The following is a 24,448-nucleotide window of genomic DNA, read 5'->3' on the forward strand; positions in this document are numbered from 1 at the left end:
TCGTCAAGAGCCGAGTGGCCGGTAGGCTTGCGGCAGGCCGAAGGCGGCGGGACCGAAGACGGCCAGCGCTTCCGGCGTGCGCATGATGGGCGGCACACGCACGGCAAGCACGTTCACGCGTTGTCCATAACGCAGCCTCTCGGTGGTGATGGCTTCGGCCGTGTCGATGTCGAGCACGGTGATGAGATCGGGGACGATCGCCAGCACGCGTCCGCCTTCTTCCTCCGCCACGAGGTTTTCGTTCTGGATGCGGATTTTGACTTTCGGTTTCGAGGTGTCGAAGGGTTCGATGGTGGCAATCCCGACCGACCAGCCGTTTTCCTCCTTGCGGGCGACATCGCAAACCTTGCCGGAGGTGATGATTTCGGCATGGCCGTAATGCGTGCCCGCAAAAAAATCGACAAGCGCCCTGACCGGGTCGAGATGCCCTGCGGCAGCCTCGCGCAGGGTCCGGCCAATGCCGATGGCAAGCGACATGGTGGCGGGCACCGAAACGCGTTTAGCCGTTTCGCCATCCATGCCGTAATTGACGATATAGGCCTGCCCGCCCATGCGGATGGTCACGCCACGGGCCAGCCACTCGGCCTTGGCGGCGTCTTCGGTCTCGATCAGCACGCGGTTGCCGCGTTCGTCGGCCACCGCCACCGGGCTTGCCGGCACGCCGTAGACGTTGAAGGTTTCCATTTCAAGCTGCGGGAAGGCACGGCCCATGCCGTCCGCATCGATGACGGGCACGCGCTTTTTGGCCGCCAGCACGATGGGTATCATGGAATTGATGCCGCCCGCCTCGAAGGGAATGATGGCGCCGACATCGATGCCGGTGTGATCCTCATAGGTTTCAAGCGCAAGGTCGCCCTCTTCGCCGGATGGGATTTTTTCGATGAGGATGGTGGGCGCTCCCATCGCGCCGCAGGCGACGACGGCTGCGCCATCGGGCACCGCGTCGAGCGCGATCAGATCGACCGGTCCGTATTTTTCGATGGCGGCCTTGGCCAGAAGCTTGCCGATATAGGGATCGCCGCCGCCGCCGGTGCCGAGAACGGCCGCGCCGACGGCCAGATCGTCTATGTCCTGCTCCGTGATGATTGCCATGTCAGTCGATCTCCTCGATGGAGGTAAAGGGTTCCTTCAGGCCGAAGCAGGCCGGGCCGAAGACGTTCAGGGCTTCCGGGGTGCGCATGATCTCGGGCACGGAGACGGCGACCACGGTGACGCGCTGGCCGTAACGCAGGTTTTCGCTGGTGATTGGTTCGGCGGTTTCCGTGTTCATGATCGAGATCAGGTCCGGCACGATGGCTCTTACCCTGCCATCCTGCCTGGCGATCAGGTTCTCGTTCTGGATTTCGATTTCCATCTGCGACGTGAATGGCGCGACGGCTTCGATGCGGGCACGGCCAATGGTGAAACCGGCTTTGGTTTCGCGCATCACATCGACGATCTTTCCCTGAAAGATGACGCGACCGTAACGGTAAAGCGTGGATGGCAGGAAACCGAGAAGCGCCTCAATGGGATTGATGTGGTCCTCCTGCGCCTTGCGCAACACCTTGCCGATGTGGATCGCCAGTGTCAGCGTATTGGGAATGGCGGTGCGCTTCACCTCCGCGCCGCTCATGGCATATTCGGCAATATAGGCGCAGCCGCCCATGCGAATGGCGACGGCGCGGGAGAGCCATTCCATCTGCCTGTTGTCGACGGCCTCGATCAGCGCGCAATCACCCCACTCGTTGCTCACCGCCATGGGGGAGCCGGATATGCCGTAAACGCCGAATGTCTCCATTTCCAGAAACGGAAAGGCGCGCCCCATACCGTCGGCATCGACGATGGGCAGACCGAGCCGGGCGCCAACGACCAGCGGAATGGTGGAATTGATGCCGCCTATCTCAATCGGCATGGTGTAGCCGGCTTTTTTGCCGAGCCTTTTCTCAAGGCGACGGAGCGAGAAGATGGCCTCTTCGCCAGACGGGATTTTCTCCACCAGCACGGTCGGCGCACCCATCATGGCTGTCGGGATGACGAGGCTGTCGTCCGGCAATTCACTGGGGTCGATCAACTCGACCTCGCAGCCTTCGTCCAGGCATTGCTGTACCATCATGCGCCCGACATAGGGATCGCCGCCGCCGCCGGTTCCGAGAAAAGCCGCGCCGACGGCAAGATCGGCAAGATGTTCGCGTGTGAGTTTCATCGCCATGTCCTCAACCGATCACCAGGTCGCCGACCGCCTTGACGCGGATGCGGGTGGCGCTGCCAGGCAGATAGGCAAGCGGCACTTCCTCGATGTCCATGATCTTGACGGAGGCGGCTGCCGCCCCTGCCTTCACCGCGCGTTCCGAAGCCTCGGCCTTTGCGCTTGCCAGAACGGCGTCACGCGAGGTGCCTTCCAGCGAGAAGATGCGGTCAACCTCGCCGCCCACCTGCGCGATGGCCGCGCCGATGGCATTGGCGACGGAGGCGTTTTGTGGCCTCAGAACCTTCGATGCCGAAGGCAGGTCGCGCGAGACCAGAATGGAGCCGCCGCCCACCAGAATGACGGGAAGCGGATCGGCGCTGGTCTTCATGCGATCCACGGCCTCATCGACCATGCGATGCATGGTGTCGAGCGCGTTTTCGATGGTTTTTGCGGGAATATGCGCAACGCGGGAGCGGTCGCCAATATCCTCCAGCCCGGCCGCCACCACGATATCCGTAGTTGTCAGCGTATCGCCGCCGAAAACCAGCGCCTTGCTGGTGATTTCGTAACCGACGGAATCGGGACCGATGCGCGTACCCTCGTCACGCACCAGCGAGCCGCCGCCAAGCCCGATTGCCAGCACGTCCGGCATGCGGAAATTGGTGCGCACGCCGCCAATATCGACCGCAACCGCCGATTCACGCGGAAAACCGTGCACGAGCATGCCGACATCCGATGTCGTGCCGCCAATATCCACCACCATGGCTTCCTTGACACCGGCCAGCATCGCAGCGCCACGCATGGAATTGGTGGGACCGGAGGCGAAGGTAAGGACGGGATAACGCTCCACATAGTCGGGAGACATCAATGTTCCGTCGTTCTGGCTAATGAAAAAGGGCGCCTTGATGTCGAGTTCCTTCAGCGCGCTGCGGAAGGAGGAGACGACCTTGCGGGAAAGCTCGGCCAGCGAGGCATTCATGATCGAGGCGTTTTCACGCTCAAGGAAACCCACCCTGCCGATTTCATGGCTGAGCGAGATGGCGATGTCGGGAACCGCATCGCGCAGGATTTCGGCGGCGCGAAGCTCCATTTCCGGCGTGACCGGCGAAAAAACCGAGGTGATGGCCGCCGTCTTCAGGCCGCGTTCGCGCACGGTGGCGGCAACCTCCATCAATCCCTTTTCGTCGAGAGGCGCGATGGTGCGCCCGTCGAATTCATGTCCGCCGCGCAGCATGAAGGTGTGGCGGCCAAGCGTGTCGGCAAGGTCCTTCGGCCAGTCGGTCAGCGGCGGCAGGCCCTTGGTTGCCGGCAGGCCGAGGCGGATGGCGGCAACTTCCAGCAGGCGTTTGCGCTCCACCACGGCATTGGTGAAATGGGTCGTGCCGATCATCACCGCCTGAATTTGCGAGACGGATACGCCCGTCATGCCAAGTAGCTTTTTCAGCACCGCCACGATGCCCGAGCCGACATCGGCCGTTGTCGGGCTTTTGCAGGCGCCGATGACCGCTGCCCCATCCATAAGGGCGGCGTCGGTATTCGTACCACCCACATCAATGCCAATACGCATGTCTTTCTCCTGTCGATTGACAAGGGAAGGGCGCCTGCGCGGCTGGTCACCGCACATTGCATCCTTTCCCGATTTTCTGGTTCTGGTGGCCGGGTCTCAGGCCACCAAGACTTCGGATCGTTCCGGGTCCCACGTCACGCCGATCGCCTGTCCGGGGGAAAGCCGCGCAAGATGGGACTGGTTCTGCCGTTCGGCGACGATATCCTGCCCGCCGACCGAGAGATGGTAGCGGACAAGGGCGCCCTGATAGGTTTCCGAAACGACGGTTGCCGCAAGGCCGGTACCAGCCTTGCCGATGATGATGTTTTCCGGCCTGACCACCAGCTTGACGGCCTTTCCTTCGGCAAAATTGTCGGATGGAAGCCGGGTCAGCGCCGTGCTGTCGCCGAAGCGGACCGCGAGCCTTTCGCCTTCGCGGCCTCTCACCGTGGCGTCGATGACGTTGGACTGGCCGATAAAGGTGGTCACGAAAAGCGTCTTTGGCCTTTCGTAGATTTCCTGGGGCGTGCCCACCTGCTCGACTCTGGCTTTCTGCATCACGCCGATGCGGTCGGACATGGTGAGCGCCTCATCCTGATCGTGGGTCACGTAAACGGTGGTGATGCCGAGCTTCTTTTGCAGATCCTTGATCCAGTATTTCATTTCCTCCCGCAGCGATTTGTCGAGCGCCGAAAGCGGCTCATCCAGAAGCAGGATGCGCGGTTCGGTGACCAGCACGCGCGCAAGGGCCACACGCTGCTGCTCGCCGCCGGAGAGCTGGCGCTGATAGCGGTTTTCATATCCCATCAGCCCGACCTGGCGTAACGCGAAGGCGACGGAGCTGTCGATTTCCTCTCTGGATTTCTTTCGCAGCTTCAGGCCGAAGGCGATGTTTTCTGCCACGTTCATATGCGGAAAAATCGCATAATTCTGGAAGACGATGCCGATGTCGCGCTTTTCGGGCGGCAGATGGGTGACATCATCCGATCCGATCAGGATCTGCCCCGATGATGGGCGGATGAAGCCGGCGATCATGCGCAATGTCGTCGACTTGCCGCAGCCGGAAGGTCCCAGCAGCGAGAAGAACTCGCCCTGCTCTATGTGCAGATCGATGCCCGCGACCGCGACATTGTCGCCATATGATTTGACGAGGCTTTTCAGTTGAATATCCGACATCGGCTTCCGTTGTCCTTTCCCTCTGGGGCGTGGCCGGCGGGACCGGCCACGACGTTCTGCGGGTGCGAGGGTCAGCCCGCGAAGATTTCGTTCACGGTCTCGACGATCTCGTCTTCGTTTTCGAGATAGGCTTTCCAGTCCGGCAGCCAGAAATCCTTGGTGGCGTCGGCGCTGTTGACGATGCCGGCCTTGACGAGATTGTCCGGCAGGACGGCATTGGAGACGGTGGGGCGCAGGTAAAATTCCTTGCCCATATTGGTCATGAAGGACGGCTCCAGCGCCCGGTTGAGAAGCGCATAGGCAAGCTTCTTCTGGGTCGGCTCGGAATAGCGGCTGACCGTGTAGGTCTGGGTGAGGATCGGCTGAAGTTCTTTCCAGTACATCACGGCGAAAGGCGCGCCCTTGTCGCGAGCCTGCATGGGTTCGGCGTCGCTCTGCACGGCGATGACCACTTCACCGCGATCCATCAGCGTCTGCATGTTGCCGGTGAAATCCGAAATCTTGGCGGGCATCAATTCCTTCATCGCCTTGTAACCGGCATCGAGATCATACTGATCCTTGCCGAACAGCGAGCAGGCGACGAGGAAGAAATCCATCTGCAGCGTGTTGGAGGTGATGTAGGTGCCGCGCTTGCCGGCGAATTCCGGCTTCCACATGTCCTTGAAGCTGGTCGGCGGCGGGGTAACGAGATCGGTGCGATAGGCATGCACATACTGGTTGAAGGCCCAGGTGACGCCGACGCCGTTCGAGGTGGCGAAGGGCCAGAGATTTTTGCCGTTCGGCACATTGGGAAGAATTTCGTCGATCGTGTGGAAGAAATCGCCCGCCGCCGCCGTCTTGAACATTTCCGGCAGGTTCCAGTTGGTGATGTCGAGCGGCGGTTTCTTCGGCCCGTTGGCGACGAATTTCGGAAACCACGGCCAGGTGGAATCATATTCGATCTTGCAGTTGAAATCTTTCGCGAAGTCGGTCAGCAGATATTTATTGACCAGCTCGCCCCAGGGGCCGCCCCATTCCCCGATACGCAACACCGCGCCGCCGGCATCGAAAACGGAACCGTCATAGGTCACGTCCTGCGAGAAGGCGTGGTTGATGTTAAAGAGCGGCAAGGTTGCCGCTGCAGCACCCATCTTGAGGAGCCTGCGGCGGCCGGGATCGAATGTCATTCCTGTCATGTCCATGTTCCCCTTGTTTTTGAATCTATGGATACGGGTAGTTCATTGAATGTCCGGCGGGGCCCTAGCCGCCGAAAATGCGCTTCAGATTGATGAGCCTGGAGGTCGCCACCATCGAGACGACGACGAGAAGGATGGCGAATATGCCTGCCGCAGCCGCAGTGGGTTCGAAGGCGTAGCGCAGCGCCACATACATGGCCATCGGCAAGGTTTGCAGGTTTGGCGTCGAGAGAAAGAGCGTCACCTCGAACTGGCCGAAGGAAATGATGAAAGCGAAGATGGTGCCAGCCGAAATGGCCGGTGAAATGATCTTCAGCGTCACGAGCCGGAAAGCGGTGAAGGGAGACGCCCCGAGCGAGCGCGCCGCCTCTTCCAGGCTGCGGTCGAAGCCGACGAGGGCGGCGGTGACCGTGGCGATGACGAAGGGGCAGGTGACGATGACATGGCCGACGATCAGGCCCGCCATGCTCCGCGCCAACCCGATGCCGGTGGTGACGTAGAACACATAGAGCGCAAGGCCAAGCACCACCCCCGGCAGGACGATGGGCATCATGAAGAAGGCGCGCAAAGGTGCGACAAGCCGGCTGGACGACCGTGTCAGGAAAAGGGCCGCCATGGTGCCGAGCACCGTCGAAATCGCTGTCGAGATGCCGGCAACGAGGAAGGAAACGCCATAGGCCGAAAGGAAGGTCGGCGAGGTCAGGAAGGCATAGACCCAGCGCAGGGAAAAACCCTGCGGCGGAAAGGTCAGGTAATCGCCGGCATTCAGCCCGGACAGGATGACGATGATGACTGGGACCAGCAAAACCGTCAGCGTCAGGACCGACAGAAGCTTGAAAACCAGCGGAATGGATGATTCCTCACGCATCAGCTGCGCCCTCCCGTGGTGCGCATGGCAGCGCGGTGATAGACGGCGATCGCCATCAGGCTGGTGACGAAGAGGACCACGGCGATTGCCGCGCCGAATTGCCAGCGCCCGGTTTCCGCCACCTGCTGGTAGATGTGGATCGGCATGACCATGACCTTCCAGCCGCCCATCAGCGCCGGCACGACATAGGATGAAATGGCGAGTGCGAAGACCAAAAGCGTGCCCGCCAGAATTCCCGGCATGGAAAGCGGCAGCACGATGGAGAAGAAGGCTCTCGTGCGGGAGGCGCCGAGCGATCTGGCCGCCTCTTCCAGCGCCGGATGGATGGATTTGATGATGCCGATCAGGGAGAGGATCATGAAAGGCAGCGTGATCTGCACCAGCCCGACCACGACACCGAAGATGTTGTACATCAGCGGCAGCGGCTGCGAAACGATGCCCATGCGGATGAGCGCGCCGTTGATGAGACCGTTATCACCCAGAAGTACCATCAGCCCATAGAGCCGGATGACCATGTCGAGCTGCATGGACGATAATACGAGGATCATCAGCAGGGTGTTGCGGCCGGGATTGACCGTTTTGGCGATGACATAGGCAAGCGGATATCCGAGCACCAGGCAGACGAGCGCCACCACGGCGGCAATGCCGACGGAACGCAGGATGGCCTCGTAATAGATGGCGCGGGTGAAGATGCGCACGAAATTGTCGAAGGTGATCGCGCTCGACAATGTGATGACGCCGGCCACCGATTTGTTGAAGGCGAGGGCGAAAAGCGAGGCGGTGGGCACGACGAAAAAGGCGATGAAAAAAATCAGGGCGGGCAGCAGGAGCAGCCAGAAGCCGAAACCGTCGCTGGAGCGTTTTCGCGCCGGCGAAACCTGAGCGAGGGGCAGGCCGTCCATCTGCTTGTCCGTTGTCGTCATTGCGGATACCGCCATGTTGCGTGATCTCCCGTCATTCGGCCGCTTGCGGCAACATGGCCCTGTGCAGTGCGTCGTAACCGATCAGTTCCTTTTCCGGGGGGGCCGGATAGGTCGTCTTGCTCTGGGAAAGACCGGCGCGAACAAGGCCGGCGGCAATGGAAACGGCTGTCGGGATGGGGTCGACGACGGGAACGTCGATGCCCTCGGCAAGCAGCCCTTCACGCAGGCCGGCGGCGCATCCCATCAGGCCGGTGCAGCCGAAAATCAGGGCTTCCGCGCCATCTTCCTCCACCGCCTTCCTGCCTTCCTCGACGAGGCGGCGGGCGGTGGCGGCAAGGTCCGCCTCGAGATCCAGCACGGGAATATCGACGCTGCGCACCGAGGCCAGCTTGCTGGAAAGGCCACTAAGGGCGGCGGTGTTTTCAAAAGACGGGATCAGGCGGCGCATGACGGTGATGACGGAGAATTTGTGTCCCAGCATAGAAGCAACATGCATGCCGGTTTGGCATGGCCCGAGAACGACCATGCCGGAAATCTCCCGGGCCGGGCGCAGGCCGGGATCGCCCATGCAATCGATGATGACGGCATCGACGCCTTCACGTTCGGCGCGGGCTATTTCAAGCAGGGTGCCGGGAACGGACATCGCCGCCTCGAACTCGCTTTCAATCGAGCCCGGCCCGGTGGCTATTTCGGCGTGGGAAAGGCTGATGCCTGAATATTCCAGCGCCTTGAGATCCGCCAGCTTGCGAAAGCCGCGTGTTACGATGGGGGATACGACACGAACATGGACGTCACGCATTCTCGATATCTCCTTCAGCACCGCAACGACTTGCATATGCGGGCAAAACCAGGCCTGAAGTTGCGTATCCGACGCTTGCCGAGCTTCCGGTGACTGCGCCGCTTGTTCCGATGCCTTACGGTGCATCGGCTTGCCGCCGGACGAAAGAGCTTAGGCGAATAGGGCCTTCACTCTTTTGGGTGGGTAGTATGGCTGGTTTGAAAGCGCAGTACCTATCCGTTTAGATAGGTACTGCTGCATAAAACAGATGCGCCTGCGATATTTGACTAAACATTGGGCGATCAAAGTCGTAAAATGAGGCGTTTCTGGCGTTTTGCGAACGGTTTAACCGCAAGTGGGCCTTACGGGAGGCGCAGCGCCCGTACCCAGTCGTGACCCGGGTGCAGGCGCTCAAGGCAGTCTCGCAGCCAAAGGCTTTCCGAAAGAGGTAATTTGGGCTGGGCTCTTGCGAAATCGTCCTCGTCCTTGGGGCGCCTGTGCTTTGCCTTGAACAGAAGCACGGCGGAGGGATTGAGATAAGGGATGCCGTCTGCGGTCAGCGACACCATTTCGATCCGCGGCCGCGTCATTTCCGGATTTCTCTTGTAAACCCAGGTGTCATTCGTCCCCGGCTCGATCATCATATCGGCGCGCCAGCACCCGGCAGGGCGATCGAAGCACCATATTTGAAAAATCTCGGGAGCCGGGTGCTGGTCCGCCGGCAGCGGTTCGATAACGCCATCGTTGACGGTATAGAACTCCATGTCATCCAGTTTCCGGCGAAAAATACTCAGATCTTGGCGCAGGACCGTGAATTCGAGATCGTCATGTTCGCGCGTCTTGCTCCCCTGCCACAGATCGAGAGCCCAGCCGCCGACAACGCACCATGGCCGCGATACGCCGCCCAGTCGCTGGGACAGTTCGGCAGGGCTCCAGGGGTTCCACGCATTCTGGTCCGACACAAGCGGGTGATCACTCATCATATACGGTCGCTTCCATGCAATTTTCGTATTGTCGTTTATTTGCCGATGGCCTCAAGGCCAACGCTTCAGCAGCCCCGCCAGAAGCGTCAGCGCCTCCGTGAGATCGTCGAATGACGGGCCGCCGAGGCAGAGCCGAATACCGCTCGCCGGATCGCCGGGATTCACCAGCATGGATTCCGGAGGGGTCAACTTGATACGCATCGCCGTAGCGGCGAATGCGAAACGATTGGCGGCGTCGCGTTCCATCGGCAGCCAGACGTTGTATGCATCGGGATGCGAGCCAAGCTGGTTCGTGCCGAGCAATGAAACCGCCAGGCTGGAGCGCCGTCGGGCCTCGTGGCGTAAATCCCGCTGGATTGACGAGATGATGCCGGAGGTCAGCCAATCCTCAACCACCGCGCAGGAGAGTGCGGATGGGGCCATCGGCATGTCCTGCAAAAGGTCTTCGGCGGTGTCGTGCAGCCCTGCCGGTAATGCAAGCACGCCGATCTGCAGGCCGGGACCAAGGGACTTGGAGAGCCCGTTCACATGAAACGAGATTTCAGGAGCCAATGAGGCGAGCGGCGGCAAGGCCTCGGCCGATGCCGCATAAACACCGTCCTCGATGATCCATACGCCCGCCCGGCGGCAAATATCCGCAATGACCTGCCGCCGCGCCGTACCCATGGTGACGGTTGTCGGATTATGCAGCGTCGGCGTCAGATAGACTGCTGCGCCATCACGCAACGTCGTGCCGGCGAGCGCTGCGGCAAGCGCTTCCGGCACTATGCCTTCGGCATCGATTTCGACGCCCTGCATCCGGTGTCCTTTACGCCGGGCCAGTGCGATCGCGCCGGGATAGGTGATCCGTTCGGTCAGGAGCAGGCCTTTTGGGCCGCAGGCGAGATCGAAGGCCAGGGCCAGCGCCTGGCGGGCGCCGCTCGTCAGCACCAGATGTGACGGATCGACGGTCAGGCCCAGCGTTTCGAGCCAGTGGGCCAGAATGCGACGGTGTTCCAGATGTCCGGCGGGCGGGGCGTAAAGATTGATGTGATCCGCATCGATCCTGCGGGCGATCCCCGTTAGCGTCTTGGCCAGAATGCGGGCGTTGAGCGTGGCCGGCGGCGCATTGGAGGAGAGGTCGAACTGCCGATCCTTGTGCGCCTCCTGGAGCGCCACGAATGTTCCCCGCCCCTTGACGCTGCGTGTCAGCCCGCGCCGTTCGAGCACTGAATAGGCTTTTGTCACCGTGCCAAGCCCCACCCCCAGTTTCCATGCGAGATCGCGATGGGCGGGCAGACGGTCGCCGCCCGTCAGCCGACCCTCAATGATGTCATCGGCAAGAGCAAGCACCAGCCGTTCTGCGGCATTCGCCTCAATATCTGCAAGACGGGGAGTCCAGGGGGATTGCAGCAGCACAGCCTTACCTTCGATAAAAGTGTCACGTTACACTATTTCAATAAACAGCAAGTGTAACATAGGCTATGACGACGCTGATTGAAATCCACACTTTACGGCGGGCAATCGGCCATCATGCCGGCGCTTGGAGGGTCGAATGTTCAGCCATGTAACCGTCGGAACGCGTGATCTTGAGCGGGCGGAACGCTTCTACGATGCCGTGCTTGTCCCGCTCGGCCTGACGCGGCGGGTCGTTGCCCCGGATGGCGGGCCTGCGGCGCTTTGCTGGGTGGCAACACACTCCCCGTTGCCCCGCTTTTATGTCTATCGTCCTTTCAACGGCGAGCCGGCCACGGTTGGCAACGGCGGCATGGTCGCCTTTCTGGCGCCGTCGAAAGAGGCGGTGGAAATGGCCTATGCCGGCGGCCTTTCGCATGGCGGCACGGATGAAGGAGTTCCGGGGCCACGCCCGCATTACGGAGACGGCTATTTCGGCGCCTATCTGCGTGACCCTGACGGCAACAAGGTCCACATCGTTCATCGCGGAGACCTCCAGCAATAGTGCTGGGGAAGTGTCCTGCTTCTGGAGAAATTGGAATGATCGTCAGCCAGATCGCCCTCGTCTACGGCACCTATATCGTCGCCACCGCCAGCCCGGGGCCAAGCAACATGGCGATCATGGGCACGGCGATGCGTGATGGCCGTCTGCCCGCCCTCGCTTTGGCGGCCGGTGTCATCACCGGCTCGCTCTTCTGGGCGATTCTTGCGGCGACGGGCATGTCCGCCGTGCTGGCCGCCTATGCCCAGGCGCTTTTCATCATCAAGATATTTGGCGGCGTCTACCTGCTGTATCTGGCCTTTCGAGCGGGCAGATCGGCCCTGAAGCCGGTCTCCGATCTTGTGGGGATGAACACCGGGCGTGCGACGCCGCCCTATCGGGCGCTCTACCGGCAGGGTCTCCTCATGCATATTGGAAATCCGAAGGCGATCATGGCGTGGATAGCGATCATGTCGCTGGGTTTTCGCGAGGACGCGCCTGCGGGCATGTTGCCGGCGATCATTGGCGGCTGCGCCCTTCTCGGTGTCATCGTATTCGGCAGCTATGCGCTTCTCTTTTCCACCGCCTCGATGATTGCGCTTTACACCAGATTGCGGCGCTGGATCGAATCCGCGCTTTCTGCGGTATTTGCCGTTGCAGGACTGAAATTGCTTCTATCGCAGAGCTGACAGCCCCGCCATCCGCGTTGCCGATCAATCCCAACTGAAAGAGCCATGCCATGAGTTTTGCTATCCATATGATCGACGTGTTCGGCTCCGGGCCGCTTTCCGGCAATCCGCTGGCGGTCGTCATCGGTGCCGATGCTTTGTCGACGGATGAAATGCAGGGATTGACGCGCTGGTTCAACCTTTCCGAAACCACCTTCCTGCTGCAACCCACCCATCCGCAGGCTGATTACCGGGTCAGGATATTCTCGCTGGATAGGGAGTTGCCCTTTGCCGGGCATCCCACACTTGGCAGCTGCCATGCCTGGCTCTGCGCCAACGGCATGGCAAAAAATCAAACCGCCATTGTTCAGGAATGCGGTGCGGGACTGGTCACGATCCGGCGCTCGCATGGACGACTTTGTTTTGCCGCGCCGCCGCTTATCCGTTCCGGCGCACCGACGCCGACGGAACTGGAAGAGGCGCGGCAGCTGTTGAGGATCGAGGCTTGCGATATCATCGATGCCGCGTGGATCGATAATGGTCCCGGCTGGCTGGGAATCAGGCTGGCATCGGCCGAAAAGGTGCTTGGCCTCGACCCGGCCCGCAATTGGCCCGGCCGCATCGATATCGGTGTGGTTGGCCCTCATGCGCAAGGCGGCGAGACCGCCTTTGAGGTTCGCGCCTTCTTCAGCGATCATCTGGGCGTCATCGTCGAAGACCCCGTCACCGGAAGCCTCAACGCCTCGCTGGCGCAATGGCTGTTCGCGACGGGCGTGGTTGGCGAAGACTATGTCGCGGCGCAGGGAACGCGCCTTGGCCGCCACGGCCGCATCTACCTGACCCGCGACGATGCCGGCCAGATATGGGTTGGCGGCGAAACGCGCACGCATGTCGAAGGCCGGTTGCAAGGCCTTTGAAAAAACAGACGAAAACGAGGTGACTTTGATGAGTAGCAGTGTTTACCGCCCCATTTCCGAACGCGTATTGGCGGATGATTGGGGACGGCTGACCAAGTATGAGTATGAACTTCAGCTGAGGGACGGAAGCTGGCAACGGCAGACCCGGGAGGCATATGATCGCGGCAACGGGGCGACATGCCTGTTGTACAATCCGGCAAGCGACAATGTCCTGCTGACCCGCCAGTTCCGGTTGCCCGTGCTTTTGAATGGCGGTCTGGAATCGCTGATCGAGACACCGGCGGGGCTGCTGGAAGGCGCTGACCCGGCAACGCGCATGCGTGCGGAACTGATCGAGGAAACCGGTTATGAGGTTTCCGAACTTACGCATCTGTTCGATATCTATATGAGCCCCGGGTCGGTCACGGAATATCTCGCCTTTTTCTACGGTGAATATGCCGAGAAACATAAGGTCGGGGCAGGCGGCGGTTCAGCGGACGAGGGCGAAGACATCGATGTGCTGGAAATCGCCTTGCCCGAGGCGATGCGGATGATCGGCCGCGGCGATATTCGCGATGCCAAGACGATCATTCTGATCCAGCATCTCGCCATCCGGCTCTTGCAGGAAAAGATCACGGCACGCTGATCCTCATCCAATGCCTCCGGTCCGGGGCGTCAGCGCCGGATCAATCCGATCATCGTTTTTGAAATTCAAAAATACGAAGGAGTTTCAGCATGGGTATTGCGCCGCTCAGCCCCGTTCACACATCCACCCCCTCGGCAACGGACACCCTGAAAATGCTGGTACGTTACAAGGCCTGGGCGAACGGGTTGACGTTCAGAAGCGTGATGGAGCTGCCGGAAGGTGAAGCCCTTCGGCAGAGGCCGACGCGGTTCGGAAACATAGTGCATACGCTGAACCATGTTTATGTGGTGGACGATATTTTCAGGCATCATCTACAAGGAAAGAAACACGGCTACACCGCCCGCAACACCGACCATACGCCCGCAATTGGCGAATTATGGGAAGCGGTTCAGGAAATGGACCGCTGGTATGTCGATATGGTCGACATCTGGTCGGACGTAGATCTCGCGAAAACCGTTCATTTCGAATTTGTCGGAGGAGGGGAAGGCGTCATGACCCGCGAGCAGATCGTGCTGCATATCGTCAATCATGGCACCTATCACCGCGGCTTTGTCGGCGACATGATGTATCAGGTGCCTTTTACGCCGCCGTCAAACGATCTTCCCGTCTTTATCAGGGATCATTATCGCGGCGCTTACTGAGCGCTTGCCGTCGGTGCGATCACCGGGCGAAAAGATTGGCGGCCATATAGTCCACAAATGCTCTGACTTTCGGAGAAAGATATCGATTGGTCGGCCAGAGGACGCGGAAAGTCCCTGTGTCGGCCATATAATCGTCCAGCAGCGATACCAGTTTCCCCTGAGCGATTTCGGATGTCACCGCGAATGACGGCAGACATGTTATCCCGAATGATCGTTCCGCAAGGTAGATCAGGGGTTCCAGCGTGCTCGCAACGGTGGCGACCGGAAGATCGATCCTGATTTCGCGTCCTTCGCGAACCAGCGGCCACGGCTCAAGCTTTCCGGAATTGGCGAAGCGATGGTGGAGACAGCGGTGCCGGACAAGATCTTCCGGAACCTCCGGGCGTCCATGCGCCTTGAGGTAGTCAGGCGCCGCCACGACGCTGTGTCTGAAAGTGCCGAGCTTGCGGCTCATCAGCCGTGTGTCCCTGATCTCGCCCGTTCGGATGACGGCGTCGAATCCCTCTTCGATGACGTCAACCAGACGATCGGTAAAATCGAGGTCGAGGCTGATTTCGGGATACGCCTGCATGAAGGCGGATATCGTCGGCATCAGAAGCATGCCCGCAAGTGGAAGGCTCACACGAAGTTGCCCGCGCGGAACGGCCTGCGATCTCGACAGTTGCGCCTGCACGGTCTCATATTCGGACTGGATGCGCCGGCATGTATCGAGGAAGAAACTTCCATCCTCCGTCAGGGCCATGCTGCGCGTCGAGCGATTGAACAGTCTTACGCCCAGCTCCTCCTCCAGACGTGCAATGGCTTTTCCGACGGCTGATCCTGAGATGCCGAGGCGATGCCCGGCGGCCACGAAGCTTCCCGCTTCCGCCACCTGAATGAATATGCCGAGTGTTCCGAGCTTGTCCATGACGCCGCAATTAAGGAATTTTTGTCCGGTATGTTAAGAATAGCAGCTCGTTTATCCGCTATTTTACTTCCGATATCCAGATGTCGCCGCAGCCGAAACGGCCCGAGCTTCAAATGGAGATAACTCATGGAAACGAAACCTATCGCAGCTTTTGCGGGCTCACCCGCTCCCACGACCTTCGTTGTCAACGTCATTCATGCGCATCCGGGAAAGCAGGACGAAGCCTTCGCCATTATTCAGGAAGTCGTTCACTATGTTGCCGAACGGAAAGAAGGATTCCTCTGGAGCAGCCTCGCGAAAAGCACCGACGGAGAGACCGTTGTTAATGTCGAGGCCATTCAGGGAACCGGCAATGTCGACGAGTTCTTTTCCGATCCGCAATTCGTCGAAAAATTCCGGAAACTGGACGCGGTCTCCAGGAGCGAGTTTCACACATACACCGTCGGCGATCTGGTTCTCCCGAAGCCCATTGCTGAGTGACGGATAGAGCGCGCTCGGTTTTGAAAACGTGCCGGTTAGGTGGCGGCCGGGGGGCTTCCCCCGGCATTGGTGCGGAATGCCGTCGCCGGGCCGTGGTCAAAGCACTCGATCAGCATTTCGGTCAGCACCCGGATTTTTCTTGCCGGATGCTGGCCGGGCGGTCTGACGACAAATATTCCCGCCGGCGGCGGCGGATAATGTTTCATGACGCGGACCAGCTCGCCTGAGTCCAGATGATTCTGGATGAGGTCGTCGGGCAACACGGCGATCCCCAAACCGGCAACTGCGGCGACGGCGAGGGCGGCCCCGTTGTCGGCCTTGAAACGTCCCTGTGGGCGAATGCTTGTCACCCTGTCTCCATCCATCACCTGCCAGGTTTCCGTTCCCTGCATGAGAGTCTGATGGGTGACGAGTTCTTCCGGTGTCTCCGGAGAACCATGGACCCTGACATAGTCCGGGCTGGCGACGAAACTTCCGTAGAGGGGCCCGACGCGTCTGGCGACAAGGTTGGAATCCTGAAGATGGCCGACCCGGATCGCGCAATCATACCCTTCTGCGATCAGATCCACGAAACGATCCGTGTAACAGGTCTGGATCTGGAGTTGGGGATAGCGGCGCGCCATTTGCGCAATCACCCGTGCGAAATGCGTTGGGCCGAAAGAAAGCGGCGCAGCAATCCGCAGACGCCCGCGGAGTTCGCCAGCCGGAAGAATCGTTTCTCTCGCCACATCGATTTCGGCTGAAATCCTTGCCGCATAGTCCCTGAAGGTTGCGCCCGCTTCTGTCAGGGAAGCGCCGCGTGTGGATCGGGCCAGAAGCTGGACACCAAGCTCGGCTTCAAGCCGCACGAGCCGTCGGCTGACCATCGACTTGGAGATGCCCAGCCGCAGCGCGGCCGAAGTGACGCCTCCCGCATCTGCAACTTCGACGAATGTCCGAAGATCTTCGATATCCACTCAGCGTTCCTCATTTTGCGACACAGCTCAGCGCTGACAAGGACTACCGCATCATAAACAGGAATGACAAGTTTCGTCCCGCGGCAACGCCCGAAGGGGTGCATGTCTTTGCGCAAGCGCTTCAATAAACCGCCAACATAGGATGAACCCATGACCTTTCGTAACGGCCTCGATTCACTTCTCCGCCCTGAAGATTCCGTCCTCGTTCTGATCGATCATCAGCCCTATCAGCTCGCGAACCTGAACAGCCACGATCCGCAGGCTGTGGTTAACCTCACGACCGCACTGGCGAAGCTGGCAAAAGCCTTCAATGTTCCGACGGTTCTCACCAGCGTGATCGCGGCGCGCGGCGGACTGCTCTTCAAGCAGATTACCGATGTGTTTCCCGGCCAGGAAGTCATTGATCGCACCTGGGTGAACACCTGGCAGGACGAGAATGTGGTGAACGTCGTCAAGGCGACCGGCCGCAAGCAACTGATCATCGCCGGCCTGTGGACCGAGGTTTGCGTGGCAATGCCCGTCATCCAGGCCGCCGGCGAAGGCTGGGACGTGACCGTGATCACCGATGCGTCGGGCGGGATTTCGAAGGAATCTCACGAAGTTGCCATCCAGCGCATGATCGCGGCCGGTGCGAACCCGATGACCGTGATGGCGCTCGCCGGCGAATGGCAGCGCGATTGGGCGCGCACCGAGCATGTCGAGGAGCTGACCGAAATCCTCATCCAGCACTTCGGCGGCAGCGGCATCGCCTATCTCTGGGAGCAGCAGCTTCTCAACACGCCGGTGCCGGCCACAAAGGGCGGTCACTAAAGCCGGGCAGGGATGGCGGGCGTCTGTTGGCTCCCGCCATCCCGTCGCCTCAAGGCTATTCTCCCACCCTGCAAACGAGGCCGGCGCGATCCCCATGAGAAAGGGAGGCGCCGGCTTTGATCGCTTGCCTATGGGCGCGCGCATCGGACATACTGCCCCTTGAACCACAAAGGCCAAGGGCAAGACGAAGCCAGAGACTTGGAGCTGGATCGCGGAGCCATGCGAGAAGATTGAGCCCATGAATACGCGATTCCTCGAAACTTTTCTCTGGGCTGCTCGATTGAGCAGCTTTTCGGCAGCCGCGGAACGTTTGCACACAACGCAAGCATCGGTGTCCAACCGGATTGCCGCTTTGGAGCGGGAGCTCGGTGTCGTGCTATTCACGCGCGATGTGCGCTGCGTCAACCTGACGCCCGCCGGTCGTCTGGCGCTGCAACATGCCGAAAAGATCGTCAACCTCACCGGCGAATTCCGGCAGATCGTCAGTAACCGCGAGGCGCTGAGGGGTACGGTGCGGATAGGTGCCGCCGATACGATCGTCTATGCCTGGCTGCCGCTGCTTATCCGCCGCGTGAACGAGCAATATCCCGGTGTCAGCCTCGATCTGACCATCGATACCAGCCTGAAACTCTCGCAGCGCATTCAGAACGGCGAGGTGGATGTCGGTTTCATCATGGGGCCGATCATGGCTGCGGATATTTATAATTCACCGCTCTGTACATTCGAATCCTGCTGGGTCGGCGCGGTCGAACTGCCGCTGCCGGAAACCGGTGTCACGCTTGAAGATATCGCGCATTTTCCGCTTCTTACCTTCTCGACCGGCTCGCAGCCGCATCAGGCGTTGCGCGCGCTTCTCGATTCCCATGGCCTGTCCGACAGCCGCATCTACAATTCCAATTCGCTGTCGATCATGACGCGCCTTGTGGCCACGGCCGTCGGGGTGGGCGCCTTGCCGCGCGTTTTGGTGGACGGCATCATCAAATCGGGCGAAGCGCGTATTCTCGACATCACGCCGCCGGTGCCGCCTCTTACCTTCCACACGGTTTATCAGGAGCGCGGCGACAACGCGCTTGCCCGTGCCATTGCCGACATGGCGACGGAAATCGTCAGTGAAACCACCACGCAATGGATGACGGCTGCAGCTTAAATTTTATGCTGCAACGCAAAATGATTAATCTATAAGCTTACCTTATGGGTTTCGATAGAGTTTTTCCGTTTGTCAAGAAAACAGTTCCCGTTCTTAATTCTCCTCGCAACATGAGAGGAGAGCAACGTGAAAGTCTCACTTGTTCAAATGAATACCCAGAACGACAAGGCAGAGAACCTCAAGGTTGCTGCCGATTTAATTGAGAAGGCAGTCAAGGCGGATAGTCCTGATCTTGTTGTTCTTCCGGAATACTTCGCATTTCTTGGAGATAATCCTCAGGAAATGCATGAGAGCGGGGAAGAATTCCCCGGCGGCGAGATTTACTCGCTGCTTTCGGATCTGGCCAGAAAGCACGCGATCACGCTGCATGCCGGTTCCATCGTCGAGAAGGAAGGCAACCGCTTCTACAATTCGACGCTCGTTTTCGGCCCGGACGGCAAACAGATCGCCCGTTACCGTAAAATTCACCTGTTCGATGTCGATACGCCGAACGGCATCAGCTACCGCGAATCCGATTCCGTTGCCCGTGGCGAAGAGGTCGTGACCTACAAGGTTGGCGACAGGACAGTCGGTTGCGGCATCTGCTACGATATCCGCTTCCCGGAACTGTTCCGCGCCCTGCGGGACAAGGGTGCAGATGTCATCGTTCTGCCCGCCGCTTTCACGCTGATGACCGGCAAGGACCATTGGGAAGTGCTGGCCCGCGCCCGCGCCGTCGAAACCCAGACCTATTTCCTCGCTGTCGGCCAGATCGGCACCCATGCGGGCGGCAAGAAGGCTTGCTGGGGTCATTCCATGGTCATCGATCCGTGGGGTCACATCGTCGCGCAATGCTCCGACACCGTCGGAACTGCCGGCGCCGCTCTCGACTTCGACTATTCGGCCAAGGTGCGCGCCAACGTGCCGGTGGCGAACCACCACGTTCTCTGATCGGAGAAAGACCCAATGTTTATCGTCAACCCCATGCCGGAACAGATCGGCGCCGACATCATCGAGCTTCTTGAAAAGGTTGAAGTCGCAACGATCGGCCATGTGCTTCATTCCGGTTTCGTCGATCCTGAAATCCGGGCCGTTCTTCCGGGCAAGCGCGTGGCGGGCACTGCCGTCACGCTGCGCATCCCGAATGCGGATTCGACCATGCTCCACTACCTGACGCAACTCGTGCGTCCGGGCGATATCGTTCTCATCGACCGTTGCGGTGATACCCGCCACGCCTGCTGGGGCGGCGTCATCACCAACACCATGAAGATGGCGGGCGTCAAAGCCGGTGTCGTCGATGGCCCGGCGACCGACTTCTCGGAGTTCACCAAGGTCGACATGCCCATGTGGTGCCGCGGCCCGTCGCCGATCACCACCAAGATCCTTGGTCTGGAAGGCGCGATCAACGTTCCGATCAGCGTCGGCGGCCAGATGATCAATCCGGGCGACGCGATCCTGTGCGATGAAAGCGGCGTTGTCGCCCTTCATCCGAGCCAGGCCCGCGCCATGGCGGAACGCGCCATCGGCATGCAGGAAGCCGAGATCGTGCTTCTGGAACGCCTGCGCAACGGCGAGAAGCTGCCGGATATTTCCGGCGCCAACAAATTCGTCCAGGCCAAGCTCAGCGCCTGACACAATCTTTCGGGTGGCGGATCCGTTCGCCACTCCCAATAACAATAGAGGAGAACAGGACAATGAAGAAATCGATACTTCTGAGTGGGATTCTCATGCTTGGCGCGGCGGCCCTGCCGGCGCACGCCCAGCAGACCGTGACGTTCCTCGGCTATAGCGGCCTTTTCCAGGAACGCTACACCAAGGCCGTCATCGAGCCTTTCATGGCCGCCAACCCGGATATCAAGGTAGACTATTTCCCGCAGCAGGGTTCCGCCGCCATGCTCGGCTCGCTGCGCGCGCAGAAAACTGCTCCGCAATCCGATATCGCGCTGATGGACGTCTCTGTCGCCAAGACCGGCACGGATGAAGGCCTGTTCGACAAGGTCGATGAAAGCGTGACCAAGAACGTTGCGGACCTCTATCCGAACGCCCGCTTCGAAGGTGTCGCCGGTGTCGGCGTGACTTTCGACAACCTCGTTCTCATCTACAACACCGATGCAATCAAGACCGCACCGGATAGCTGGAACGCCCTGAAAGACAGCGCCTTCAAGGGCAAGATCGCCATGCTGAGCGCTCCTGACATCGTCGGTATCGGTACGACCATCATCATGGACCACATGAATGGCGGCACCGACTTTATCAAGAATATCGACGCCGGCATCAATGCCATGGCGGAAGTCGCGCCGAACGTCCAGACCTGGGAACCGAAGCCGGAAGTCTATCCAACTGTCGTCAACGGCCAGGTGTCGCTGGGCGTGGGCTGGAATGCCCGCAGCCAGGTCAATGCCGACGGTTCCAAGGGCAAGATGAAGGTCGTTCTTCCGAAGGAAGGCACGATCCTGCAGATCAATACGCTCAACCTCGTCAAGGGCGGCCCGTCGTCCGAGGCGGCCCGCAAGTTCATCGATTACGCGCTGAGCCCGGAAGCCCAGGCCGCCTTCACAGCCGCCATGTATTATGCGCCGACCAACGCCAAGGCCACGGTGGCTCCCGATGTCAGCGATCGCACGGTCGTCAAGGCGATGGACAAGGTTATCCCGGTCGACTGGATCGGCCTCTCGAAGGTTCGTGACCAGATCACGCAGGACTGGCGCCGCAAGGTCATTCCGCTCAGCCGCTAAGGCTTTCGCGTCTCTGTCGTGAAAAATGGCAAGACTTCAGCATCCCCTTCGGGCGGATGCGGAAACGGCATGGGCCCCGCCTCATTTCCTCCGTCGGTGTTGGGATCGATGGAGGGGTGGGTGGCCCAAAGGCCTGCATAGGGAAAGCGCCGCGCAGAGTGCAGGTGAATTTCCGCCGCGATTGCATAGATCAAGGGACAGGGCATGTCCGCGACCCGCCGGGATGGGACATGTTCTGGAGAAAGGCAAAAAGCCAGAATGGGAACTTCAGACATCATGCAGCCAGGATTCCTCTCGATTCGTTCATTGACCAAGCGCTACGAAACCATGGTCGCCGTGGATAATCTCAATCTCGAGATTCCCAAGGGCGAACTGGTTGCCTTCCTCGGTCCATCCGGTTGCGGCAAGTCGACGTCGCTGCGCATGATTGCCGGCCTTGCCCCCGTGACGTCAGGTTCGATCCTGATCGACGGCAAGGATGTGACGCAGCTTGCGCCCTATAAGCGCGATATCGGCCTCGTTTTTCAGAGCTATGCGCTTTTCCCGCATATGACGGTTCTCAAGAACGTCATGTTCGGTCTTGAAATGCGCAAGGTGCCGGCTGCCGAAGCGGAACGGCGTGCGCGCGAAGCGATTGCCATGGTGCGTCTGGAAGGGCGCGAGGACCGCCGGCCTGCCCAGCTTTCCGGCGGCCAGCAGCAGCGCGTCGCACTGGCGCGTGCACTGGTCATCCAGCCCTCCATCCTTTTGTTCGATGAACCTCTTTCCAATCTCGACGCCAAGCTGCGCGACGAGATGCGTTCTGAAATTCGCCGCATCCAGAAACAGCTCGGCATCACCTCCATCTTCGTCACCCATGATCAGGTCGAGGCGCTCAGCATGTGCGACAAGGTCGCCGTGCTCAATGGCGGGCGTCTGGAACAGCTCGGTACGCCGCATGATCTTTACGAGCGCCCGGCGACGGCTTTCGTCGCCTCCTTCGTCGGCCGCACCAACAGGCTGGTCGGAAACGCGGTCGGCGATCACATCACGGTCGGGGATGCGGTATTGCGTGCGCCCGGCTCGCACAGTGGCACCATCGACCTTATGGTACGGCCGCACCGCATGGCCATGACGGTTGCCGGCGACGCCGCACCCGATTTCGACGGGGCGCCGGTCAATCGCATCGCCGGGGAGGTTCGCGATGTCTATTATGCAGGCGATATCCTTCACTACGAGATCGCCGCGGGCGGACAGACATTGTCCGTGGAGCGTGCGACTTCTGGTGGGGAAACACCTGTGGCGGCGGGCAGCGCGGTCAGCCTCGTCTGGCGCGTGGAGGACACGCTGGTCTTCGGAGCAGGCCAATGACAGCGGCGGTCATGATCACGGCTCCCGGCAGCCGCACATCCTCCATGGTGTTTCTCGCAACGCTTCTTCTCGGGCCGATCATTGCGGTCAATGGCCTTGCCTTCGTGATGCCCGTCTTCAACCTGCTCCTGCTTTCTTTCCGTGAAAGCCTTGGCGGCGGTGGTCTCGGGGAAGCCCACACGCTCGACAACTGGTCGTCCACCCTGACCGACGGTTTTTATATCGAACTGATCGGCCAGAGCATCCTGACCAGTCTTCTGATTACGGTTCTCACACTCATCGCCTCCTATCCCATCGCGCTTTATCTTCACCGGGCGCAGGGCCGCTGGAAGACGCTGCTGTTGGTGCTGGTCATTTCGCCGCTTTTGACGTCGGCCGTGGTGCGCACCTATGGCTGGATCGCGATCCTTGCCGATGACGGCCTCATCAACAACATCCTCTTCGCAATGGGCGCTGAAAGCGGCGTGCGGCTGCTGTTCAACAAAGTCGGCGTCGTCATCGGCCTCACGGAAATCCTGATGCCCTATATGATCCTGGCGCTGCTGGCGGGTTTCGGCAGACTCGATCCGCGTGTCGAAGAGGCGGCGGAAACGCTCGGCGCGTCGCCGTGGAAGGTATTCTGGCGGATCATCGTGCCGCTTACCATGCCCGGCGTCGCCCTCGGTTGCCTGCTTTCCTTCGTTCTCGCCGTCAGTTCGTTCATCACCCCCAAGCTGCTTGGCGGCGGGCGTGTCTTCCTTCTGGCGACGGAAATCTACGATCAGGCCATCGTGACGCTCAACTGGCCGCTCGCCGCGACGCTGTCGATGATCATTCTCGTGATTTTCGGCGCTGCCCTGGTGCTTTATTCCCGGCTTCTGCGGGCCATTCTTTAAAGGAGATCGAAGATGGAAGAACGTCCCGCTCCGCTGGCACTGAAAATCGTCGCCTTCATCATGTTCCTTTTCCTGCTGGCGCCCGTGGTTCTCGTCGTGCCGATCTCGTTTTCGGCCGATAGCTACATGACCTTTCCGCCCTCCGGCTGGAGCCTGCGCTGGTATGTCGATCTCATGCACAATTCCAAGATGATGGGAGCGCTGGGCACCAGCACCCTTCTCGCCATCATCGTCACCGCGCTCTCCATGCTGATCGCGCTGCCCGCCTCCTATGCCATCGTTCGCATGCGGGTGATCGGGGCGGATGCGCTTCTCGCCTTCTTCACCGCGCCGCTGCTTCTGCCGACCATCGTTCTCGGCCTCGCGATCCTGATCGTCTTTGCCGGTGCCGGCCTGCTCGGCACCTTCACCGGTCTGGTGATTGCGCATCTCATCATCGTGCTGCCCTATGCGCTGCGTGTTCTCACCACCTCGCTTGCCGGCCTGCCGCTGATCTTCGAGGAGGCCGCCTCCACGCTCGGGGCATCGCCGCTCACGGTCTTCCGACGCGTGACCATGCCGATGATCGCGCCGGGCGTCGTGGCGACGGCGGCACTTTCCTTTCTGGTGTCGTTCGATGAAGCGGTAATTTCGCTGTTCCTCACCGGCCCGCGCATCACCACGCTTCCCGTCGCCATGTATCAGCATGTGGAAACGCAGGCCGATCCGCTCGTTGCGGCCATTTCCGTTCTCTTGATCGTGCTCACCCTTGCCGTCGTCCTCATCGTCGACCGCACGGCGGGCTTGACCAAAACTTTCGTGAAATAAAGTCGTGGGGCTGCCGGCTG

Annotated in this window: 26 protein-coding genes; 14 read left to right on the forward strand and 12 right to left on the reverse strand. The window is 60.3% G+C overall.

Translation table 11 applies throughout. The annotated features are described in order from the left end of the window. Positions 1-3 precede the first annotated feature (3 nt). From I3J13_RS20875 to I3J13_RS20920, 10 genes are all read right to left on the reverse strand, one after another. On the reverse strand, positions 4-1,092 hold the full coding sequence (locus I3J13_RS20875; protein WP_080853737.1) for a DUF917 domain-containing protein: 1,089 nt from the start codon (positions 1,090-1,092) through the stop codon (positions 4-6). A gap of 1 nt (position 1,093) precedes the next feature. After that, positions 1,094-2,182, reverse strand: a complete 1,089-nt coding sequence (locus I3J13_RS20880; protein WP_080821052.1) for a DUF917 domain-containing protein — start codon at positions 2,180-2,182, stop codon at positions 1,094-1,096. 10 nt (positions 2,183-2,192) lie between these two features. Continuing rightward, positions 2,193-3,734, reverse strand: coding sequence for a hydantoinase/oxoprolinase family protein (locus I3J13_RS20885; protein ID WP_196380083.1), 1,542 nt, complete (start codon positions 3,732-3,734; stop codon positions 2,193-2,195). Between the two features lie 96 nt (positions 3,735-3,830). Beyond that, the gene (locus I3J13_RS20890; RefSeq protein ID WP_196380084.1) at positions 3,831-4,889 is read right to left on the reverse strand and encodes an ABC transporter ATP-binding protein; all 1,059 of its coding nucleotides are present in this window, start codon (positions 4,887-4,889) and stop codon (positions 3,831-3,833) included. A 71-nt stretch (positions 4,890-4,960) separates the two neighbouring features. Then, the gene (locus I3J13_RS20895) at positions 4,961-6,064 is read right to left on the reverse strand and encodes an ABC transporter substrate-binding protein (RefSeq protein ID WP_236001081.1); all 1,104 of its coding nucleotides are present in this window, start codon (positions 6,062-6,064) and stop codon (positions 4,961-4,963) included. A 64-nt stretch (positions 6,065-6,128) separates the two neighbouring features. Continuing rightward, on the reverse strand, positions 6,129-6,932 hold the full coding sequence (locus I3J13_RS20900) for an ABC transporter permease (protein WP_196380086.1): 804 nt from the start codon (positions 6,930-6,932) through the stop codon (positions 6,129-6,131). Further along, a complete protein-coding gene (locus I3J13_RS20905) occupies positions 6,932-7,870 on the reverse strand; it encodes an ABC transporter permease (RefSeq protein WP_196380087.1) in 939 nt (312 codons plus the stop codon). Before I3J13_RS20905 ends, I3J13_RS20900 begins: the two co-directional genes overlap by 1 nt. Positions 7,871-7,886: 16 nt before the next feature. Beyond that, positions 7,887-8,654: an aspartate/glutamate racemase family protein gene (locus I3J13_RS20910; protein WP_196380088.1), complete on the reverse strand. Its 768-nt coding sequence runs from the start codon at positions 8,652-8,654 to the stop codon at positions 7,887-7,889. Between the two features lie 341 nt (positions 8,655-8,995). Then, complete coding sequence (locus I3J13_RS20915; RefSeq protein ID WP_420867950.1) at positions 8,996-9,613, reverse strand: nucleotidyltransferase domain-containing protein; 618 nt, start codon at positions 9,611-9,613, stop codon at positions 8,996-8,998. Positions 9,614-9,667: 54 nt separating this feature from the next. After that, positions 9,668-11,014: an aminotransferase class I/II-fold pyridoxal phosphate-dependent enzyme gene (locus I3J13_RS20920; protein ID WP_196380090.1), complete on the reverse strand. Its 1,347-nt coding sequence runs from the start codon at positions 11,012-11,014 to the stop codon at positions 9,668-9,670. Between the two features lie 136 nt (positions 11,015-11,150). Between I3J13_RS20920 and I3J13_RS20925 the strand changes: the two genes are divergently transcribed. The 5 genes from I3J13_RS20925 to I3J13_RS20945 all read left to right on the forward strand — a co-directional run bounded on the left by I3J13_RS20925 (position 11,151) and on the right by I3J13_RS20945 (position 14,382). Then, positions 11,151-11,555 carry a VOC family protein gene (locus tag I3J13_RS20925; RefSeq protein WP_196380091.1) on the forward strand — a complete coding sequence of 135 codons (405 nt, stop codon included), beginning with the start codon at positions 11,151-11,153 and terminating at the stop codon, positions 11,553-11,555. 35 nt (positions 11,556-11,590) lie between these two features. Then, complete coding sequence (locus tag I3J13_RS20930; protein WP_196380092.1) at positions 11,591-12,220, forward strand: LysE family translocator; 630 nt, start codon at positions 11,591-11,593, stop codon at positions 12,218-12,220. Positions 12,221-12,270: 50 nt separating this feature from the next. Beyond that, positions 12,271-13,116: a PhzF family phenazine biosynthesis protein gene (locus I3J13_RS20935; protein WP_196380093.1), complete on the forward strand. Its 846-nt coding sequence runs from the start codon at positions 12,271-12,273 to the stop codon at positions 13,114-13,116. A 28-nt stretch (positions 13,117-13,144) separates the two neighbouring features. Then, positions 13,145-13,741 carry an NUDIX domain-containing protein gene (locus I3J13_RS20940; RefSeq protein ID WP_031234327.1) on the forward strand — a complete coding sequence of 199 codons (597 nt, stop codon included), beginning with the start codon at positions 13,145-13,147 and terminating at the stop codon, positions 13,739-13,741. Between the two features lie 89 nt (positions 13,742-13,830). Next, positions 13,831-14,382, forward strand: a complete 552-nt coding sequence (locus tag I3J13_RS20945) for a DinB family protein (protein ID WP_196380094.1) — start codon at positions 13,831-13,833, stop codon at positions 14,380-14,382. Between the two features lie 19 nt (positions 14,383-14,401). On the opposite strand, the gene I3J13_RS20950 is transcribed toward I3J13_RS20945, so the two are convergent. Next, the gene (locus I3J13_RS20950) at positions 14,402-15,289 is read right to left on the reverse strand and encodes a LysR family transcriptional regulator (RefSeq protein ID WP_196380095.1); all 888 of its coding nucleotides are present in this window, start codon (positions 15,287-15,289) and stop codon (positions 14,402-14,404) included. 126 nt (positions 15,290-15,415) lie between these two features. On the opposite strand from I3J13_RS20950, the gene I3J13_RS20955 reads away from it, so the two are divergent. Further along, positions 15,416-15,769, forward strand: a complete 354-nt coding sequence (locus I3J13_RS20955; RefSeq protein WP_196380096.1) for an antibiotic biosynthesis monooxygenase — start codon at positions 15,416-15,418, stop codon at positions 15,767-15,769. Between the two features lie 35 nt (positions 15,770-15,804). Here the strand turns inward: I3J13_RS20955 and I3J13_RS20960 are convergent, their stop codons facing one another. Beyond that, positions 15,805-16,725 carry a LysR substrate-binding domain-containing protein gene (locus I3J13_RS20960; protein ID WP_196380097.1) on the reverse strand — a complete coding sequence of 307 codons (921 nt, stop codon included), beginning with the start codon at positions 16,723-16,725 and terminating at the stop codon, positions 15,805-15,807. Between the two features lie 150 nt (positions 16,726-16,875). On the opposite strand from I3J13_RS20960, the gene I3J13_RS20965 reads away from it, so the two are divergent. The 8 genes from I3J13_RS20965 (at position 16,876) to I3J13_RS21000 (ending at position 24,428) form a co-directional block, all read left to right on the forward strand. Further along, positions 16,876-17,535 (forward strand): hydrolase, encoded by a 660-nt coding sequence (locus tag I3J13_RS20965; protein WP_003521973.1) that lies wholly within the window; start codon positions 16,876-16,878, stop codon positions 17,533-17,535. A gap of 238 nt (positions 17,536-17,773) precedes the next feature. After that, a complete protein-coding gene (locus tag I3J13_RS20970) occupies positions 17,774-18,682 on the forward strand; it encodes a LysR family transcriptional regulator (protein ID WP_020812348.1) in 909 nt (302 codons plus the stop codon). A gap of 147 nt (positions 18,683-18,829) precedes the next feature. Beyond that, entirely contained in the window at positions 18,830-19,612 is a 783-nt protein-coding gene (locus tag I3J13_RS20975) for a carbon-nitrogen hydrolase family protein (RefSeq protein ID WP_059761162.1), read from the forward strand. A gap of 15 nt (positions 19,613-19,627) precedes the next feature. After that, a complete protein-coding gene (locus I3J13_RS20980; RefSeq protein ID WP_003521976.1) occupies positions 19,628-20,293 on the forward strand; it encodes an RraA family protein in 666 nt (221 codons plus the stop codon). A gap of 62 nt (positions 20,294-20,355) precedes the next feature. After that, the gene (locus I3J13_RS20985) at positions 20,356-21,396 is read left to right on the forward strand and encodes an ABC transporter substrate-binding protein (RefSeq protein ID WP_196380098.1); all 1,041 of its coding nucleotides are present in this window, start codon (positions 20,356-20,358) and stop codon (positions 21,394-21,396) included. A 276-nt stretch (positions 21,397-21,672) separates the two neighbouring features. After that, on the forward strand, positions 21,673-22,746 hold the full coding sequence (locus I3J13_RS20990) for an ABC transporter ATP-binding protein (RefSeq protein WP_020812345.1): 1,074 nt from the start codon (positions 21,673-21,675) through the stop codon (positions 22,744-22,746). After that, complete coding sequence (locus I3J13_RS20995) at positions 22,743-23,621, forward strand: ABC transporter permease (protein WP_196380099.1); 879 nt, start codon at positions 22,743-22,745, stop codon at positions 23,619-23,621. Before I3J13_RS20990 ends, I3J13_RS20995 begins: the two co-directional genes overlap by 4 nt. Before the next feature lie 12 nt (positions 23,622-23,633). Continuing rightward, positions 23,634-24,428 carry an ABC transporter permease gene (locus tag I3J13_RS21000; RefSeq protein ID WP_080857782.1) on the forward strand — a complete coding sequence of 265 codons (795 nt, stop codon included), beginning with the start codon at positions 23,634-23,636 and terminating at the stop codon, positions 24,426-24,428. Positions 24,429-24,448: the final 20 nt, after the last annotated feature.

The organism is Agrobacterium leguminum (assembly GCF_015704895.1).
GTDB classification, from domain to species: domain Bacteria; phylum Pseudomonadota; class Alphaproteobacteria; order Rhizobiales; family Rhizobiaceae; genus Agrobacterium; species Agrobacterium leguminum.